Origin of the sequence: Micromonospora sp. GCM10011541 (genome assembly GCF_042650725.1) — a bacterium.
GTDB lineage: Bacteria > Actinomycetota > Actinomycetes > Mycobacteriales > Micromonosporaceae > Micromonospora > Micromonospora sicca.
This window is the reverse complement of sequence record NZ_JBHSBP010000012.1, coordinates 299577-316890: the sequence shown is the minus strand read 5'-3', so window position 1 is coordinate 316890 and position 17314 is coordinate 299577. Positions and strand designations below refer to the sequence as shown.

11 protein-coding genes are annotated in these 17314 nt (G+C 71.6%); 1 reads left to right on the top strand and 10 read right to left on the bottom strand.

Annotated features, from left to right (window positions below):
- Positions 1 to 7 precede the first annotated feature (7 nt).
- The 3 genes from ACFOYX_RS08195 to ACFOYX_RS08185 form a co-directional block, all read right to left on the bottom strand.
- The gene (locus ACFOYX_RS08195) at positions 8 to 370 is read right to left on the bottom strand and encodes a winged helix-turn-helix domain-containing protein (RefSeq protein ID WP_322440196.1); all 363 of its coding nucleotides are present in this window, start codon (positions 368 to 370) and stop codon (positions 8 to 10) included.
- On the bottom strand, positions 367 to 828 hold the full coding sequence (locus tag ACFOYX_RS08190; protein WP_322440197.1) for an SRPBCC domain-containing protein: 462 nt from the start codon (positions 826 to 828) through the stop codon (positions 367 to 369). The genes ACFOYX_RS08195 and ACFOYX_RS08190 overlap by 4 nt, the downstream gene beginning before the upstream one ends.
- A gap of 648 nt (positions 829 to 1476) precedes the next feature.
- Positions 1477 to 3453, bottom strand: coding sequence for a heavy metal translocating P-type ATPase (locus tag ACFOYX_RS08185; protein WP_377533860.1), 1977 nt, complete (start codon positions 3451 to 3453; stop codon positions 1477 to 1479).
- 109 nt (positions 3454 to 3562) lie between these two features.
- On the opposite strand from ACFOYX_RS08185, the gene ACFOYX_RS08180 reads away from it, so the two are divergent.
- Positions 3563 to 3922: a metalloregulator ArsR/SmtB family transcription factor gene (locus ACFOYX_RS08180; protein WP_255543239.1), complete on the top strand. Its 360-nt coding sequence runs from the start codon at positions 3563 to 3565 to the stop codon at positions 3920 to 3922.
- Between the two features lie 499 nt (positions 3923 to 4421).
- Here the strand turns inward: ACFOYX_RS08180 and ACFOYX_RS08175 are convergent, their stop codons facing one another.
- From ACFOYX_RS08175 to ACFOYX_RS08145, 7 genes are all read right to left on the bottom strand, one after another.
- Entirely contained in the window at positions 4422 to 5591 is a 1170-nt protein-coding gene (locus tag ACFOYX_RS08175; protein WP_322440198.1) for a hypothetical protein, read from the bottom strand.
- Positions 5592 to 6229: 638 nt separating this feature from the next.
- Positions 6230 to 6853, bottom strand: a complete 624-nt coding sequence (locus ACFOYX_RS08170; RefSeq protein WP_322440199.1) for an LUD domain-containing protein — start codon at positions 6851 to 6853, stop codon at positions 6230 to 6232.
- Positions 6850 to 8292, bottom strand: a complete 1443-nt coding sequence (locus tag ACFOYX_RS08165) for a LutB/LldF family L-lactate oxidation iron-sulfur protein (RefSeq protein ID WP_322440200.1) — start codon at positions 8290 to 8292, stop codon at positions 6850 to 6852. The genes ACFOYX_RS08170 and ACFOYX_RS08165 overlap by 4 nt, the downstream gene beginning before the upstream one ends.
- Positions 8289 to 9023, bottom strand: coding sequence for a (Fe-S)-binding protein (locus ACFOYX_RS08160; RefSeq protein ID WP_322440201.1), 735 nt, complete (start codon positions 9021 to 9023; stop codon positions 8289 to 8291). Before ACFOYX_RS08160 ends, ACFOYX_RS08165 begins: the two co-directional genes overlap by 4 nt.
- A 2-nt stretch (positions 9024 to 9025) precedes the next feature.
- Positions 9026 to 10504 carry a rhamnulokinase family protein gene (locus ACFOYX_RS08155; RefSeq protein ID WP_322440202.1) on the bottom strand — a complete coding sequence of 493 codons (1479 nt, stop codon included), beginning with the start codon at positions 10502 to 10504 and terminating at the stop codon, positions 9026 to 9028.
- Between the two features lie 94 nt (positions 10505 to 10598).
- Positions 10599 to 14729, bottom strand: coding sequence for a glycosylhydrolase-like jelly roll fold domain-containing protein (locus tag ACFOYX_RS08150; protein WP_322440203.1), 4131 nt, complete (start codon positions 14727 to 14729; stop codon positions 10599 to 10601).
- Between the two features lie 4 nt (positions 14730 to 14733).
- Complete coding sequence (locus tag ACFOYX_RS08145; RefSeq protein ID WP_322440204.1) at positions 14734 to 17271, bottom strand: alpha-L-rhamnosidase C-terminal domain-containing protein; 2538 nt, start codon at positions 17269 to 17271, stop codon at positions 14734 to 14736.
- Positions 17272 to 17314: the final 43 nt, after the last annotated feature.

Here is a 17314-nt window from a genome sequence, read left to right as displayed (position 1 = left end):
TTCCTCTCTACTGCTTCTTCTCGGTCTCGTTGTTGGTGTCTTTGCCGCGCTGGATCGTCTCGGCGATGCGCTTGATGCTTTGGAGACGGGAGTCCCAAGCAGCGCCGACGTCGGCGAGCTGGGCGACCGCGCGGGCGAGCTGGGCCTGATCGACGCGGAACTGCTTCTCGCGGCCGGCGGTGGTGGCGTACACCAGGCCGACCCGGTCGAGGACGACGAGGTGCTTCGTCACCGCCTGACGGGTCACCGGCAGGTGCTCGCTCAGGCTGGTCGCCGTCCCGCTGCCTTCGCTCAGCAGCAGGTCGAGCATCCGGCGCCGGGTCGGGTCGCCGACCGCCGACCAGAGGTCGTCGTCCACCATCACGCTCATGCGCCCGCTCCGACCTTCGTGGCGTACGCCGGCAGCCGCGGCAGGTAGAAGTCCCAGCCGGTGACGTGCGCGGCGTACTCGGCGGCGACCTTCGCCTCGTCCCAGCCGCGCTCACGGAAGCCGCTCTCGGTCATCCGCAGGAGCGTCCCGCTCCCGTCGGGCTCGAGCTCGAAGACGACCAGGAGCGAGTTGCCCGGGGCGGCGGACTCCTCCTCCGCGTGGGTCCACCGGAAGGAGAAGAGCCGCGGCGGCACGGCGTCGACGACCGCGAACTGCACCCAGGTGCCGCCCTGCGAGCAGTCCCCGAAGCCGATCCGCCCCGCTCCCCCGGGCACGGCCGGGAACTCCGCCTCGTCCGGCCACCACTCGCGCAGGTGCTCGGGGCTGCTCACCACGTCGAAGACGACCTCGGGTGAGGCGTCGATGTGGATCTCCCGCTCGATCGTTCCGAATTCCATGCTCGCCACCTTCTGCAACGTTTGGTTGCGCATCACGCTAGCCGACCTGCCGGACATGCGCAACCTTTAGTTGCATGACGACGTGACCCGGCTCGGCGAGATCGTTGGCACAGAGAGGCGCGGGTCACCGGAGGTGTCCATGGCCCGTCGTCCCGCCGCAGTGCTGGCTGCCGATCGCCGGCGTCGCCGCGGTTCTCCGCTCCGCGCCGCCGGCTTTCGCAGCCCCGGACCAGAGCCTCGTCCCGTACTACGCTCCCCCTGTCGCCGACCGGTGCATGGTGCACTCCTTCGGTGACGGCGAGGCGCCGGAACTGACCGCCTACCCGGCCGACTCCAGGCCTCCGGGGTGCCGCGGTGTTCGGAGCCGTTGGGTGCAGTTGGCTGCCGTTCGGTGCACGCGGCTGCTCCCACCCCGCTCCCCCGATACCGGCCCCGCCATCAGTAGATCCGGAGCAGTCCCGTCAGTCCGGTTCCCGCAGGCAAGGCCTGCGTGGATCACGCGTTCGTTGCCCCCACCGGCTTCGCCGCGGCCGGCCCTTCGCCCATGCAATGTGGCCCAGTGCGCCCGAACCGCTCCCGGGTGCCCGAATCAGCGCACGGCCAACGTGCAGGGCGTGGCCGCCGGTCTCGCCTGTCCGGCGCGGCGGCTCATCTACCGTCCCGTGCCCTACGCCAGGCGCGGGAGTGCAGCAGCCGCAGACCGTTGAGGCCGACGATGACGGTGGAACCCTCGTGTCCGGCGACGCCGAGCGGCAGTGGGAGGTGGCCGAACAGGTCCCAGGCGACGAGCACGGTGATGAACGTGCCGGCGATGACAAGGTTGGTGGTGACCAGGCGGCGGGCGCGGCGGGACAGGGTGATGACGGCGGGCAGTGTGGTCAGGTCGTCGCGGACCAGCACCGCGTCGGCGGTCTGCAGGGCGAGGTCGGAGCCGTGCCGGCCCATCGCCACGCCGGTGTCGGCGGCGGCGAGGGCGGGGGCGTCGTTGACGCCGTCGCCGACCAGCAGAACTCGCTGGCCGTCGCGCTGCAGGGCGCGTACCCGATCGACCTTGCCGGCGGGTAGCAGACCGGCGCGCACCTCGGTGATACCGGTTTCGGCGGCGAGCCGGCCGGCCGCTCCTGGATTGTCGCCGGTGAGCAGTACCGGCGTCGCGCCGGTCAACGTGGTCAGTGCGGTGACGGTGGCTGCGGCGTGCGGGCGGACCCGGTCGGCGAGGGCAAGGACCCCGGAGGGCACGTCGTCGACGATCACCACCACTGCGGTACGCCCGGCGGCCTGCGTGGTGCTGACGACCGTGTGCACAGGCGGATCGACGTGCGGGAGGTCGTTCAGAAGGGCGGGGCTGCCGACGCGTAGGCGGCGCCCGTCGACGGTGGCGGTGACGCCTCGGCCGGGCGTGGAGGTGAAGTCGTGGACCGCGGGTACGGTCAGCGCCCGTTCGCGGGCGGCGGCAAGCACGGCGGCAGCCAGGGGATGTTCGCTGGGGTGTTCGGCGGCGGCGGCCAGCCGCAGCAGGGTGTCCTGGGTGTAACCGCCGCCGGGGACGAGGTGGATTTCCGCGATTCGGGGGGTGCCCTCGGTGAGGGTGCCGGTCTTGTCGAACGTGACCACGTCGGTGTCGGCGAGCTGTTCCATGACCACGGCGGACTTGACCAGGACGCCGTGCCTGCCGGCGAGGGCGATGGCCGACAGCAGCGGTGGCATGGTGGCCAGTACCACCGCGCACGGCGAGGCGACGATCATGAAGGTCATCGCTCGCAGCAGGGTCGGCTGCAGGGCCGCGCCGAGCGCCAAGGGGACGGTGAACAGGGCGAGGGTCGCCAGGACCACGCCGACGGAGTAGCGCTGCTCGACTTTCTCGATGAACAGCTGGGTGCGGGCCTTGGTGGCCGAGGCCTCCTCGACCAGGGCGACGATGCGGGCGATCACCGATTCGGCGGCCGGGCGGTGCACCCGGGCCAGCAGTGCTCCGGCACCGTTGACGGTGCCCGCATACACCTCGTCCCCGGGGTGTTTGGCTACCGGCAGCGATTCGCCGGTGATGCTGGCCTGGTCGACGTCGCTAGCCCCGTCGATGACCAGGGCGTCGGCGCCGATCCGCTCGCCTGGCCGTACCCAGATGACGTCGCCGATGGTGATGTCCGTGGTGTCGACGGTTTCCTCGTTGCCGTCGTTGCGGACCCGGGTGGCCCGCTCGGGGGCGAGGTTGAGCAGCGCGCGGACCGAGTCAGCGGTCCGGGCTGTCGCGAACGCCTCCAGCGCGCCGGAGGTGGCGAAGATGACGATCAGCAGCGCGCCGTCGAAGACCTGCCCGATGCCGGCCGCGCCGAGCGCGGCCACGATCATCAGCAGATCCACGTCCAGGGTCTTCTCGCGCAGCGCCCGCAGCCCAGCCAGCGCCGGCTCCCACCCGCCGACTGCATAGCAGGTCAGGTACAGGGTCCACCACAGCGGTGCCGGGGCGTGCGCGAGCTGCGCGATGCCGCCGAGGGCGAACAGTACGGTGGCCGCCATCGCCCAGCGGACCTCGGCGAGGACCCACAGTCGGGTGCCCCATCGTCTGGGGGCGGGGATCGCTCTGGTCGCTGGCGGCGCGGAAGTGGTGTCGGCCGTGAGGGTCACGACGAACAACCTTACCTGCGTCACTTCGAAGGTACGAAGGCAGCTAGGCAGGCAGTCAGCGAAGGAACGCTAGGCTGGATGGGTGCACACCTCGTTGCCGGACTTCCAGATGCCCAACGACGAGCAGGTCCACCTGGCCGCCGAGGGATTCCGGCTGCTCGCCGACCCGACCCGGATCAAGATCCTCTGGGCGTTGCTGCAGGGCGAGTCGTCGGTCGCCTGCCTCGCCGACCTGGTGGGCGCCGCGCCCACCGCCGTCAGCCAGCACCTGGCCAAGCTGCGCCTGGCCGGGCTGGTGCGCGGGCGCCGGGAGGGCACCTTCGTCTACTACTCCGCCGCCGACGTGCACGTCCAGGCGCTGCTCGCCGAGGCGCTGTTTCACGCCGACCACACCGACCGCGACCTGCCCGACCACCCGCGCGGCGACCTGCTCCCCCATACCCGGCCCACCGCGCATCCAGCAAGCTGAGCCGTAGCGCGGGAAGGGCGGGGACCCGGCAGCCCTCCGGCCCGTGGGGCACGAGCTCCTCGAGACCCGATGACCCCGCGGGTGTTCGGGCGGCGGGTTGGTCCGGCTGGCGTGGCGTCAACCGCCTGCCGTCCGCGTGACCTCCTGCCCTCGTCAGCACCCTGAGGTTCACCCTGGTCCCGAGGCACTGCTGGTCGGGAAGGTCCGGCAACTCACTCATCAGCCGGGTTTGCTCTACGCCCACGTCATCACGATCCACCGCCACCCGGTCCCCCGTTTCGCCGGGCGTTTCCGCCGCAGCAGGAGGAGGACGAGGGCGCCGAGGACGGAGACTTCCGTCGCGGTGAGGGTGTCGCGCGGGTCGGGGGACAGGTAGGGCCGCGACGTGCCGCGCTCCTCCGAGCGGCTCGCTGCCGCAGAAGTGCCTGTTGCTCTGCACGTGAACCAGGCGACGCCGGGCGGGCGGGAGCGACGCTCCCGCCCGCCCCTCAGAGCGCGGTCAGTTGAGCAGGAACGTCTGCGTCTGCGGGTTGAGCATCGGCAGTTGCTGTGCGCTGGCGGTCTCGCGCGTGCTCAAGCGCAGCACGTCGACCCCTCGGGAGATGTCGTTGGCGATGATCAGGCCGTTGTACCAGTAGGTGGACCACTGGTTGGACTGCATGTCGTAATAGCCGATCTCCTTCGGGCTGGTGGGGTCGGTCAGGTCGACCACCGATGTGCCCGAGCCGTACGCGGAGGAGACCAGGATGTTGCGTCCGGCCACCGGCACGTAGTTGAAGTTGTGGTAGGTGCTGGGTTGATCGCGCGGGATCCGCAGGTGGCTCAGCGGCGTGGCGGGGTTGTCCACGGCGTACGTCCAGATCGCCCCGAAGGGTTCCTGCGCGGGCCCGAAGTACTCGTCGCCGAACGTCACGTACTTCCCGTCGTGGGTGAACGCGGCGCTGTGCCAGATGTCCACGTCGGGCGTGTCGATGTTGGCGGTGACCTGGGGTGCCAGCGGGTTGCTGATGTCCCACAGCTGCCCCTGGGACAGGCAGGCGGCGGCGGCGAGTTTGCGGGGGGTCAGCACTTGGATGTCGTGGCAGGCAAAGAAGTCGCCGGACGACCCGCTGAAGGGGTCGACCCCCTTGACGGTGGGCTCCGCGGCCACCCGCGCGGCGAGGCCGGCCGCGCGGTCCTTGCCCGGCACGTCGATGACCGAGATCCGCTCGAACGGGGCCCGGCAGTCGGGGCCGATGTTGCTGGCGCTCAGCGGGTACGACGCGACGTAGATGTAGGTGCCGCCGTCCTCCCTGGGCACCAGCGTGTGGGTGTGCGAGCCGCAGTCGGTGCGGATCGCCTGCAGGAACTGCGGCGCGCTGGGGTCGCTGACATCGAAGACGCGCACCCCTTCCCAGGCGCCCGGGGTCGACGCGGTGACGTTGTGGGACCCCGCGCAGCCCGGCGTGCTCTGCGGGGTGTCCACCGACAGGAACAGCAGGTCCCCCCACACGGAGACGTCGCCCTGCGGTCCGTTGCAGTGCACATCGGCCAACTCGACCGGCTCGCCGGGCTCGGAGATGTCGATGATCCGGAAGCCCCCGTAGTGACCTGCGTAGACAAGGTTGCCGGAGAAGGCCAGGTCGGAGTTGACACCGCCGGTGTGGGCCGCTGTGGAAAGCAGGTGCATGTTGCGGCTGTAGCCGTCAGCCGGGCTGCTCGGCGGCGGCGGCGGAACGGAACCGTCGTCCCAGGGCTCATGGGCCAGCACAGGGGAAGGCGCAGCGGCAAGCAGGGCTGCCACCCCCGCGACGACAAGCGATCGGACTTTGGTTGATCTCCGCATCGGACGCCCCCTCAAAGCAAAATGTGTCCCTGATGTGTCATGGGACACCGTTCGGCGTCACATTGCCAGACATTTGCACAGGTCGCTACCCCGCGAGGGCGGCGCCATGTCGCAGCACCTGAGCGCAGGTACGGCAACGGGCTGTCAGGACCGGCTCCTGCCTACCGGGCTGCACGCCGCCGGTCCTGAGCAAGCCCTCAGCCTGCGCCTGCGGCCTCTACCTCGACGACACGGCTTGGGGATACGAGCCCCGACGAATCAACGGCGAGCGGCGCTTAGCCCGGCCCGGGTGACGGTGACGAGGCGGTGGACGGCGTCCTGGCTGGGGATGGCGCCGGCCGCCGTAGCAGCGCCGACGTGGTGGTGGGATAGCCATTCAGCACACCCCGTTGCTCCCAGCCCGCTCCACCGCCCTTCATCGGTAGGCCGTGGACTCATGCGCCTACTTCCGCGGCCGCATCGCGCTGCCTACTCGTGACTCATCAAGCGCCGGGCGGGAGGTCGCCGCGAGGAACGATAACGACATGCAGGTTCCGGGGCCCGTGGACGCCCTCGACCCGGTTGAGTTCGATGTCGCTGGTGGCGGAGGGTCCGCTGATCCAGGTCTGCGGCCGGCACGGGTCGAGCTGGTCGAGGGCGTCCGGCACGCCTGCCACGACCTGGTCGGTCCGCAGCACGCAGACATGCACGTCGGGCAGGAGCGTGATGACCCGGCGGCCCTGGTCCGGGGCTGCGTCAAGGACGACGGTACCGGTTTCGGCGATGGCCACGGCGACCGCGGTCACGACCCCGTCGCAGGCGGCGATTTGCTCCGCGGTGAGGTTCTCGTCGGTCACCGCGGCGACGGTGGCGGGCAGCCAATGCCGTGGCAGTCCGGGCGGGACCACGACGCGCCGGCCACCGAGGATCGCTTCGACTACCTGTGCGACCTGGCCGTCGGTGCATCGGTGCACGGTGGCCCGGTAGTCGGTGAGCCGGTGCACCAGCAGGTCGAGTTCCACGGCGGCACCGGCGGGCCGGTAGTCCCGTGGCACCTCGGCCGGTGCGGCCGCCCGGTCGCCGAGGGCGGCGCGGATTCGGCCGAGGACTCGGTGGCGTGAGTTCACCGCTCGGCCCACCACTCGCGGAAGGTCTGCGGTGGCGGCTGCGGCAGGTCGCGGCTGACGGTCCAGCCGGACAACGGTGGTGGTAGGCCGCGACCGCGCCTGCCAACGACCTTGCCGAGCCGCGCAGCGCGCTGCGCCGCCGCATACAGCGCCGGGTGGTCCATGGTGTACGCGGCGGCGGCCATCGCGATGGACTCGGCGGTGGGTCGCCGTCGGTCGGTGACGTGTTCGGCGCGTAGGTGGACCAGCAGCTCGGGAATGTTGATCATCACGGGGCAGGCGTCGAAGCACGCGCCGCAGAGCGACGACGCGTACGGCAGGGAGGGATTGTCGGCGACCCCGGTCAGCTGCGGGGAGAGCACCGCCCCGATCGGCCCCGGATAGACCGACCCGTACGCGTGCCCGCCGGTGCGCTCGTACACCGGGCAGACGTTGAGGCACGCCGAGCAGCGGATGCAGTGCAACACCTGCCGGCCCACCTCGTCGGCGAGCACCGCGCTGCGGCCGTTGTCCAGCAGCACCAGGTGCACCTGTTGCGGCCCGTCGCCCGGGGTGACCCCGGTCCACATCGAGGTGTACGGGTTCATCCGCTCCCCGGTCGACGCCCGGGGCAGCAGTTGCAGGAAGACCCCGAGGTCGTCCCAGGTGGGAATGACCTTCTCGATGCCCATCACGGTGATCAGGGTCTCCGGCAGGGTGAGGCACATCCGCCCGTTGCCCTCGGACTCGACCACCGCGAGGGTGCCGGTCTCGGCGACCGCGAAGTTCGCCCCCGAGATGGCCACCGGGGTGTGCAGGAACGTCTGCCGCAGGTAGCGGCGCGCGGCGGCGGCCAGGGCCGCCGGGTCGTCGGTGAGCGCCGGGTCCACCCCCGGCATCGCGCGCAGGAAGATCTCCCGGATCTCGGCGCGGTTGCGGTGAATGGCGGGCACCAGGATGTGGCTGGGCCGGTCGTCGCCGAGCTGGACGATCAGCTCCGCGAGGTCGGTCTCCACCGGGGTGATCCCGGCGGCTTCGAGGGCCTCGTTGAGGCCGATCTCCTGGGTGGCCATCGACTTGACCTTGATGACCCGGTCGCTGCCGGTCCCGGCGACCAGCTCGGTCACGATCCTGTTGGCCTCCACCGCGTCGGCCGCCCAGTGCACGGTCCCGCCGGCCCGGGTGACAGCGGCCTCGAGCTGTTCGAGCAGCTCGGGTAGCCGGCTCATGACGTCGGCTTTGATGGCCGCTCCGGCGTCGCGCAGCTGTTGCCAGTCCGGGGCTTCGGCGATGACCGCGGCGGACTTGGCCCGGATCGTGGTTGTGGCGTGCCGCAGGTTTCGGCGTAGCTGCGGGTCGGCGAGGCCGCGCCGGGCGGCCGCGGGGAAGGGCTGGTCGCCGCGCAGGTGCCCGACGCCACGGGGGGCCGTGGCCGGCATTCCGAGGAAGGTGCTGGTCATGACGCCTCCGTACTGGCCAGGATCTCGGCGAGGTGCACGGTGCTTACTCCTGCACGCAGCCGGGACAGGCCCCCACCGATGTGCATAAGGCAGGAGACGTCCCCAGCGGTGCAGACGTCCGCGCCGGTGGCGAGGACGTGGCGCATCTTGTCCGCCATCATCGCCGTGGAGGTGTCGGCGTTCTTCACGGCGAAGGTGCCACCGAAGCCGCAGCATTGCTCCGCCGCGGGCAGCTCCACCAGCGTCAAGCCGCGGACCCGCCGCAGCAACCGCAGCGGGCGGTCCCCCACCCGCAACATGCGCAGGGAATGGCAGGTCGGGTGGTAGGTGACCCGGTGCGGGTAGTAGGCGCCCACGTCCTCGATCCCGAGCACGTCGGTGAGCAGCTCCGACAGTTCGTAGGTGCGTGCCGACACGGCCTCGGCCTGGCTGGCGAGCCGCTCGTCGCCGGCCCGCCGGGCGACCATGGTGTGCTGGTGGCGCACCGACCCGACGCACGAGCCGGACGGGGCGACCACCACGTCGTACGGATCGAAGGTGCGTACGTGCCGGCGCACCAGCGGCAGCGCTTCGTCCAGGTAGCCGGTGTTGACGTGCATCTGCCCGCAGCAGGTCTGGCCTTCGGGGAAAACGACCTCGTGGCCGAGGCGTTCGAGCAGCCGTACGGTGGCCTTTGCCGCCTCGGGGAACATGGTGTCCGCCAGGCAGGTGACGAACAGGGCGATGCGCATCCTTACCTCCCGATCCGTGCGGCGGCGGCCCGCCACGGCTCGTCGTTGCCCTGCGGCTCGTACACGGTCAGCTGTTGCGTGCTGCGCAGCAGCTGACGCAGCGCGCGCAGGTCCCCGTGCACCACGCCGGCGGCCCGGGCCTGCACAAGCAGGTTGCCGAGGGCCGCGGCCTCGACCGGCCCGGCCACGACGGGCCGGCGGCAGGCGTCCGCGGTGAGCTGGCACAGCAGCCCGTTACGGGCGCCGCCGCCGACGATGTGCACGGCGTCGACGTCGCGTCCCGACAGCCGTACCGCGTCGTGGACGGCGGTCCGGTAGGCGAGGGCGAGGCTGTCCAGGATGCAGCGGACCGTCTCGGCCTGGCTCTGCGGTGGTGTCTGGCCGGTGCGCCGGCACGCGGCGGCGATACGCGCCGGCATGTCGCCCGGGGGAAGGAACGCCGGATCGTCGGCGTCCACGACCGCCGAGAAGGCCGGTACGCGGGCGGCGTCGTGCAGCAGCGACGCCAGGTCGGCGGGGAGCCCGGCCGCGTTCCACGTGCGGATTGATTCCTGCAGCAGCCACAGGCCCATGACGTTGCGCAGGTAGCGGGTGGTGCCGTCGACGCCGCCTTCGTTGCTGAAGTTGGCGCGCCGGCTGTCCTCGGTCAGCACCGGCGTATCGAGCTCGACCCCGACGAGTGACCAGGTGCCGCACGACACGTACGCGAACTGCTCACCGGCCGCCGGCACGCCGACCACCGCGGAGGCCGTGTCGTGCGACCCGACGGCGATGACCGGCACCGGACCGGTCAGACCGGTTTCGTCGAGGACGTCGGGCAGTAGTTCTCCCGCCCCGTCGCCGGGCTGGCGCAGCGGCGGGAAGAGGCCGGCCGACACGCCGGCCGCGGCGAGAAGCCGGTCGGACCAGGTGCGGGTCCGGACGTCGAGAAGCTGGGTGGTGGAGGCGTTCGTGACCTCGGTACCGGCGATGCCGGTGAGCCAGTAGCTCAGCAGGTCGGGGACGAGGAGCAGGTTCCGCGCCGCGGCGAGCTGCGGTGACTCCGCGCACGCCGCGAGCTGGTAGAGCGTGTTGAACGGCAGGAACTGCAGCCCGGTGATCCGGTAGATCTCCTCTGCCGGCACGGCGGCGAGCACCTTGTCCATGGCGCCGTCGGTGCGCCCGTCGCGGTAGTGCACCGGGTTGCCGAGCAGGGAGCCCCCCGCGTCGAGCAGACCGTAGTCGACCGCCCACGAGTCGATCCCGATGGAGGTGATCCGGCCGGCGTCCCGTCCCGCCGCCCGCAGCCCCTCCAGGACGCCCCGGTACAGCGCGAGGACGTCCCAGTGCAGGGTCCCCGCGACCCGTACCGGCACGTTGGGAAACCGGTTGACCTCGACGAGGTCCAGCCGATCTGGCGCCACCCGGCCAAGCATCACCCGCCCGCTGGACGCGCCGAGATCAACCGCGGCGATCGTCGCCGTGCCATCCACAACTGTCACGCCGTCACCTCGGTCCCGAGCCGGTCCGGTACCGCCGGACAGGGAGCGACCATGCCGACCACGCCGAGCGGGAACGTCGATGCTGGATGCGGGCTCACTGCGGGTAACCCTCCAGCTCGACAATGCGGGAGTAGGCGTTGTCGTTGGCGGACCGGACGATAACGCGCAGCGCGGTCGCGGTGACCGGGTCGAAGGTTCGGCGTACCAGCCCGTCGGTGTTGCCGCGGATCTGCGCGACGGTACGCCACTGGCCACCGACCAGCGCCTGCACGTCGGCGTCGCGTACCCCCCATCCGCTTGCGGGGAACTGCGAGGAATCGATCGTGTACAGGTCGACCCGACCGACCGGCGCCCCCATGGTGAAGTCGACGGTCAGTGTGTCGGGGAAAGCGCCCTGCGTCGCGTCGTTCCAGCCGTTCCCCTGGCCCCACCGCTGCGAGCTGCGGTCCCCGTCGATCGCCCCCTCAGGGCGGAAGGAGGGGTGGGTGGATGAGGCGCTGGCCTGGCCGAGCCGCGTCGCAAGGTCGACGGTCACCGGCACGTCCCGTCGCTCACCGCCGACCGTCACGGTGAGAGCACCGGTGCCGGGCACCGTCGCGTCCACCGGAGCGGTCAGCGTGACCTGGAGGGTCGCCTCGCCGGCGCGGTCGAACTTCACGTCGGTTCGGGCCGGCGTGACGGTCAGCCCACCGCTGGCGGCGAGCTCGACCGTTGCGGTGTCTTGGGAACCGCCGAAGCGGCGTACCCGAACCTGCAGCTCACGGGATTGGCCCGGCGACACGCTCGGCGCCGCTGGCAGGCCGACGTCGTACACCGGCTCGTCCCCGACCGGTGCGAGCTCGGCGGAGACGGGCCGCTGCGGGCGCAGCGCCACCGGGCCGAGCAGGCCTGCCGGGCGGTGGTCGCCGTGCCGGTTGGCGAGGGTGTTCGTGACCCTCACCTGGACCTCGTTGCGTCCCGCGCGCAGCGCCGCAGTGATGTCCTGGCGGTACGGCTTCCACAGCAGCGGGCCGAACGCCTGCCCGTTGACCGTGACCTCCGCGACATCTCGCACATCGCCCAGGTCAAGGACGAACCGGCGCCCGTCGAGGGTGGCCGCGTCCAGGTCGACCGCTCGGGAGTACGTGGCCGATCCGGAGTACGCCGGGTCGATCGCGGTCCACGACCCGAGCGGCCGGTCCAGCGGCTGCGCGCCGGGCTTGTTCAGCCGCACCGTCCAGTCGCCGTTCAGCAGTACCGGGGTGAGCGGGTCGTCGGTGGCGAGCGTGCCGCCGAACAGCTGGCCGTCCCAGGCGCCGACCACCCGGTGGCTGCCCGGTGCGTCGAGCAGGGCGTCGACCCGCAGGGTGCCGGACGTGCCTGGGCTCACGGCCGTGGCGGTGATGTCGCCGGAGATCAGGTGCGGCACCGCGGCCGGCGGCCGCGCCGCGGACCGGAAGGCGACCACCACGGTCTGGTAGGGCTGCAGTTCCAGCGGTACGGCGGTGCCCAGGCGGCCGGGCGCGTTCCGGAAGGTCGTGGCGGTCGCCGTCCGTCCGGTTTCCGGTTGCCACAGCTCCGGAGTGCCCTTCGCGGGGAACGTCGCGGTGGAGCGGACGACCGCCCCGCTCTCGTTGGTGACCAGGAACGCCTGATCCTTGCCGGTCTCGAGCCGGAGCACCCGCACCGCACGCTGAGCCGGTTCGAGCACGGCCGCGGCGACCCCCGCCGAGCGGGCCGCCTCCCCGAGCCCGCCCGGGGCGGCCAGGCGCACGATGCGGCCGGCGCCGTATGCGCGCTCGCCCGGCGCGGTGCCGTCTCCGAACAGGGCCGTGAGTGCGTCGCGGAGTTCACCATCGCGGCCGGCGGCTTCCTCCCCTGGGAGGTCGCCGACCGCGACGAGCGTGCCGCCGGTGCGGACGAACTCGGTCAGCGTCCGGACGGTTGCCACATCCAGGGTCGGGGCCTGCGGGAGCACTGCGAGGCGATAGGACTGCTCCCCCACATGCAGCCGCCCGCCGCGCGCCTGCGCGCGGGCGCGGATCGCCGGGTCGCCGGCGAGCGCGCCCTCGTCGAGCAGGTCGAAGTCGACCTGCGCGTCCTCCAGCGCGTAGGCGGCGGCGGTGAAGTCGCGGTCGATCGCATCCTGGGTGGGTGTGCCCTGCCAGGCCTCAGCGGCGCGCTGCGGCTGGATGAGCACGGTCTGGGCGGCGGCCCGGCCGCGGGCGACCTCCATCACCCGGCCGATCCAGTCCGTGAGTGGTTTGGCGGTGCGCCACCACGGGTTGCCTGAGCCGAACGGCGGTGGGTAGACGATGTTGTTCTCGTCGGTCCACATCGCGTGCATCACGGTCAGGTTGATTCCCCGGGCGGCGAACGCGCCGAGCAGCGCGTGCGAGAACTCGGGCGACACCTGCCAGCCCATCGCGCCGAACGCCTCCAGCAGGACGCGTTCCTGGCCGTTCTGGTGGGCGTCGCTCGCCGCGTACCGGGGCAGCATCGTGCGCCCGCCGGCCGCGTAGTGGTCGAACACGACGTCGGTGCCGGGCACCTGCGCCCACTGGTTCTCCTTGTGCAGGTCGCCGGTGCTCGCGATCTGCTCGGCGGGGCCGTACTCGTCCCAGAGCGGGTTGGAGATGTAGCCGACGCCATGGTCGGACATCCAGCGTGCCTGCTGGGCGTAGTACGCCTCGCCGAAGCGGTCGGCGACGGCGCGCCAGTACCGTCCGCGCTCGGTCCGCCCGTCGCGGCCGAGGTCGTCGAAGAGGGCCGCGTACGCCACACCGGGCGTGGTGCCGACGTCTTTCAGCGCGGCGTGCAGGCTCGGCGACCACGGTTTCTGTTGGAAGTGGGCGTCGGCGGAGGCGATGAACGGTTCGTCGTCCCAGAAGCCGCGCAGCACGGTGCCGAACGCCCAGGGGAACCGCCGGTAGTACTCGCCGGGCACGGCGTCCAGCATGCGGGCCACGGCATCGTCGTCCAGCAGGTCGAGGTAGTTCCGGCGGAACGACCACGAGTTGTCGTCGGCCAGCGGCGTCGCGGTGAAGGTGTCCACCCGCCACTGCCCGGCGGGCGCCGGCCAGGCCCGCCCGGCCGTCACGTAGTCGGTCAGGTCGACGAAGTCGCCGACGTCGTTCGAGCCGGCCGGTCGGGCGACCGCGGAGACCACCTTCGCCGCGGACTGCCGGGGTCGGAAGTCGGTGAGGGCGGCCGTTCCGTCGAACGTCTGCCGGTACAGCGGCTGCCCACCGGGTCCGGTCACGGAGAACTCGTCGTACGTCGAACGCTGGTCGGCGACCGCGCGGACCCCGACAGTGCCGCGCGGGAAGGCGCCGTCGGTGGCCGATGGCTGGGCCTTGCCGTCCACGTACGGGGTGATCGTGTTCCCGGCGACCACCACCTTGATCTCGTGCTCGGCGGCTGGGTCCCAGCCGGGCACCCCGCCGGGGTGGCTGAGCAGGGTGAACGAGCCGTTCTGCTGGCGCCAGATGTCGACGCCGCCGTCGTCGCGGCGGGTGTCGACGAGGTATCCGTTGCGCTCGCCGGTGGCGCGGACGACGATGCCGGCGGTGCCGCGGTCCAGGCGGGCCTGGGCGGTGAGCGTGTAGTCGCTCCACTCCGCTCCGGTCTTCAGCACCGCGACGCCGTTCAACGTGGTTGCGTCGACGACGAGGCGGCCGCCCACGACGTCCAGCCCGGTTGTGTCGCCGCCGAGGTCGACCTGTGCGGGGCCGGTCACGGTCCTGCTGGTACGTCCGAGCCCCGTCGGGCGCAGCTCGGGGTGCGGCTCGTAGGTCCGGTCGCCGACCTTGCCCCCGTTGATGACGAGGCCGCCGCCGCGGCCGCTGGGAAAGAAGTCGTCGTTGAACAGCCACAGGTGCATGCCGGTGCGCTGCGCCTCGCGCAGCGTGTGCTCGATGATGGCGAACCATTCCTCGCTGAAGAACGCCGGCTTCAGCGCGGTGGTGTCGAACGGGAACACGATCGCCTCGTACACGCCCTGCGCCCGCAGCTCGCCGAGCTGCCGGTCGACCAGCGCCGACGTCACGGTGCCGTTCCAGAACCAGAGCACGCTCGGCCGGCTGTCCGGGCGCGGCTCGGCGAACCGCGCCGCGTCCAGGCCGCTCAGCGGCTGAGCGATCCCGGCCGGCTGGGCGACCGCGGCTGACTGGGGAACGGTGACGGTGGCGACCGAACACAGCACGGCGAGCGCGGCCGCGGCGACTCGTCCGGCGAACGGCTGCATGGCGTTACTCCTCATCGGCGGGGTGAGCGCTGATCGTGTGGGCGCCGGCGGGCAGGCCGCTGAGGTAGACGTACCGGCCGTCGGTGTGGGCGCCGTACGCCTTGGCCTTGTCGCCGTTCCAGGCGAGCCGCCCGTCGACGATGACCGTCGTCGGGCCGTCGGCCGGGACGGCGATCGTGCCGGTGGTGCCCTGCGGGGTGGTCAGGTCCATGACGAAGCGGTCGCGTCCGCGGTCCTGGCGCCAGGACACCCAGATCGCGCCGTGCGGGGTCGGCACCCGGCCCTGCGCCCACTCCAGGTCTCCCGGATGCGGCTTCACCGTGTACGTGGCGAACCCGGGGCCGGCCGGCCGGACGCCGAGGACCTCGTTGGTGAGCAGTGCGGTGCCGCCGGCGGACCACGGGTGGGACATGCTGCCGTCGCCGTGCCGGTAGGGGCTGCCGTCGAGGTTGATGTGTTCCCAGGCGCCGGTCGCCGGCGGTTCCTCGACCCCGTTGATCGGCTTGCGCTGGGCGAACTGGTAGCCCCAGACGGTGCGCAGCAGGTGCCAGGCCTCGGCGTCGCGTCCTTCGTCGAACCGGGCGACCGCCTCCCAGTAGTTCATGAACGGACCGACCAGTTGCGGCATCGACCCGGTTCCGGACTTCGAGCCGTACGCGGTCCAGAGCTGGTCCTTGAGGGTGTCCAGGGCCCGGGCGGCACGGTCGGCGGGAGCGACCCCGGAGAGGACCGCGAACACGTTGCCGTCCTGGGCGATGTTGCCGGGCTGGCCGGTGGACTGCCGGTAAGCCCCTGCGGTCTCGTTCCACAGCTGGTCGTTGACCCCGCGCACCACCTCGGGGATCAGCTCCCGCCAGTGGGTGGCCTTAGGGTTGTCGTTCTGCAGCTCGGCGAACGCCGCGGCGTCGCGCAGCACCTCGACGTACAGGGCGTTGACCTCGGTCTCCTTGCCGGAGTCGCCGTAGATCCAGTGCCCGCCCTGGTCGTAGAGGTCGAGCAGCCGGGTCCGGTCGTCGCTGACCGTCGCGATCCGCAGGGTGCGGTCGCCGGCGATCGGCTTCCCGTCGGTCATTGCGGTGCCCTGCGGGTACGCGTCGGTGGAGTTGGTCCACCAGGCGACGGTGCCCGAGGGGTCGGACTGCTCGAGGTAGTAGGCGCCGGGGGCGGCCGCCTCCGGCAGGTCGATCATGAGCCACGCGTTGTCCACCACGTCCTCGAACCGCTTGCTCGCGACGAGTTGACCCGCGCCGGGTTGCCCGCGGTAGAGCGACAGCGTCATGTCCGCACCCGTGGTGTTGTACGTCGGGAACCTGCCACCGGCGGCGGTGAACGGCGACGTGGCGGTGAACGTCTGGCCCTGGGTGTGGCCGGGCAGCAGCTTCGGCGCCGAATCCTGCGCCTCGGTGCCCTCGAAACCCTCGGCGGTCAGCCGGGTCTCCAGGAACGCCATGGCGCTGGTGAACGTCGGCCACATCTCGGCGACGAATGCTGTGTCACCGGTGTAGAGGTAGTACTCCTGAAGCCCGCGCAGCCACCACAGGTGGTATTCGAGGAAGCCCTGGCAGACCGGGGCGCCCAGCCCGTTGGGTGAGCAGGCCGAGAGGTAGCCGTCGCCGCGCTGGGTGCGGGCGATGCTGCGCAACGAGTCACGCATGGCCTGCCGGTCGTCCGTGGAGACGTACGCGATGCGCCCCGTGATCGCGAGGTCACCGTTCCACGCCAGCCGGTCGCGCTTGGCGCCGTCGACGATAACCCGCTCGCCCACACCGATCGTCTCGGTGCCGTTCTCGATGCCCTGGGTCGGGTCGATCGTGCCGTTGACGATCGTGTGCGCGCCCCCGTACCAGATCTTGTTCAACGCGTCGTCGGAGGAGAGGAACCAGCCGGGCAGCAGCGCGTCGCGGTCGGCCAGGTTGATGCCGGGCGCGGCCGTGTACCGGACACGGACGGCGTCGACGCTCACGCTGGACCCGGCGGTCGCTTCGGGCGCGAGCCGGATCATCAGGTAGCGGAACCCGCCGCGCAGCTCCGGATCTTGCCAGGTGCCGGCACCGGCCGGTGCCTGCTCGTGCGGGCTTTCGAACCGGCGCTCGCGCTGTGGCTTGGACGCGTCGCCGTTGGCGATCCAGCTCGTCGTGCCGAAGGTGTCGCCCCAGTCGCCCAGGTAGCCGAGCGTCTCGCTGAATGCGAAGAGGGTTGTCGGTGCGGCGCCGGCGAAGTCGACGCTGAGGTAGCCGGAGACTTCGCGTCCGAAGTCGACGATCAACCGGGGGTCGGCGCCGGCACCGGTCTTGGTGATCTTAACCGGTTGTCCGTCGGCGGCCAGCACCCCGGCCGGGTTGGTGATCTCCCCGCCGCGGCTGTCCGCCGAGACCACCCGGAGCGGCGCGACGTCGCGGGTCTGCGGGGTGAGCACGTATCGCTGCCAGTCCCCGGGCGCCGGGGCGGCGAGACCACCAGATTCGGCGCTGGCCACACCCGTGCTGGCAACGAGTACGGCCGCGGTGGTCAGCGAGATGGCGGCGAAGCGGGTACGTCTCATGGTGGTCACCTCGTCGATCGCTTGCGGGAAGATGCGGTGGTCT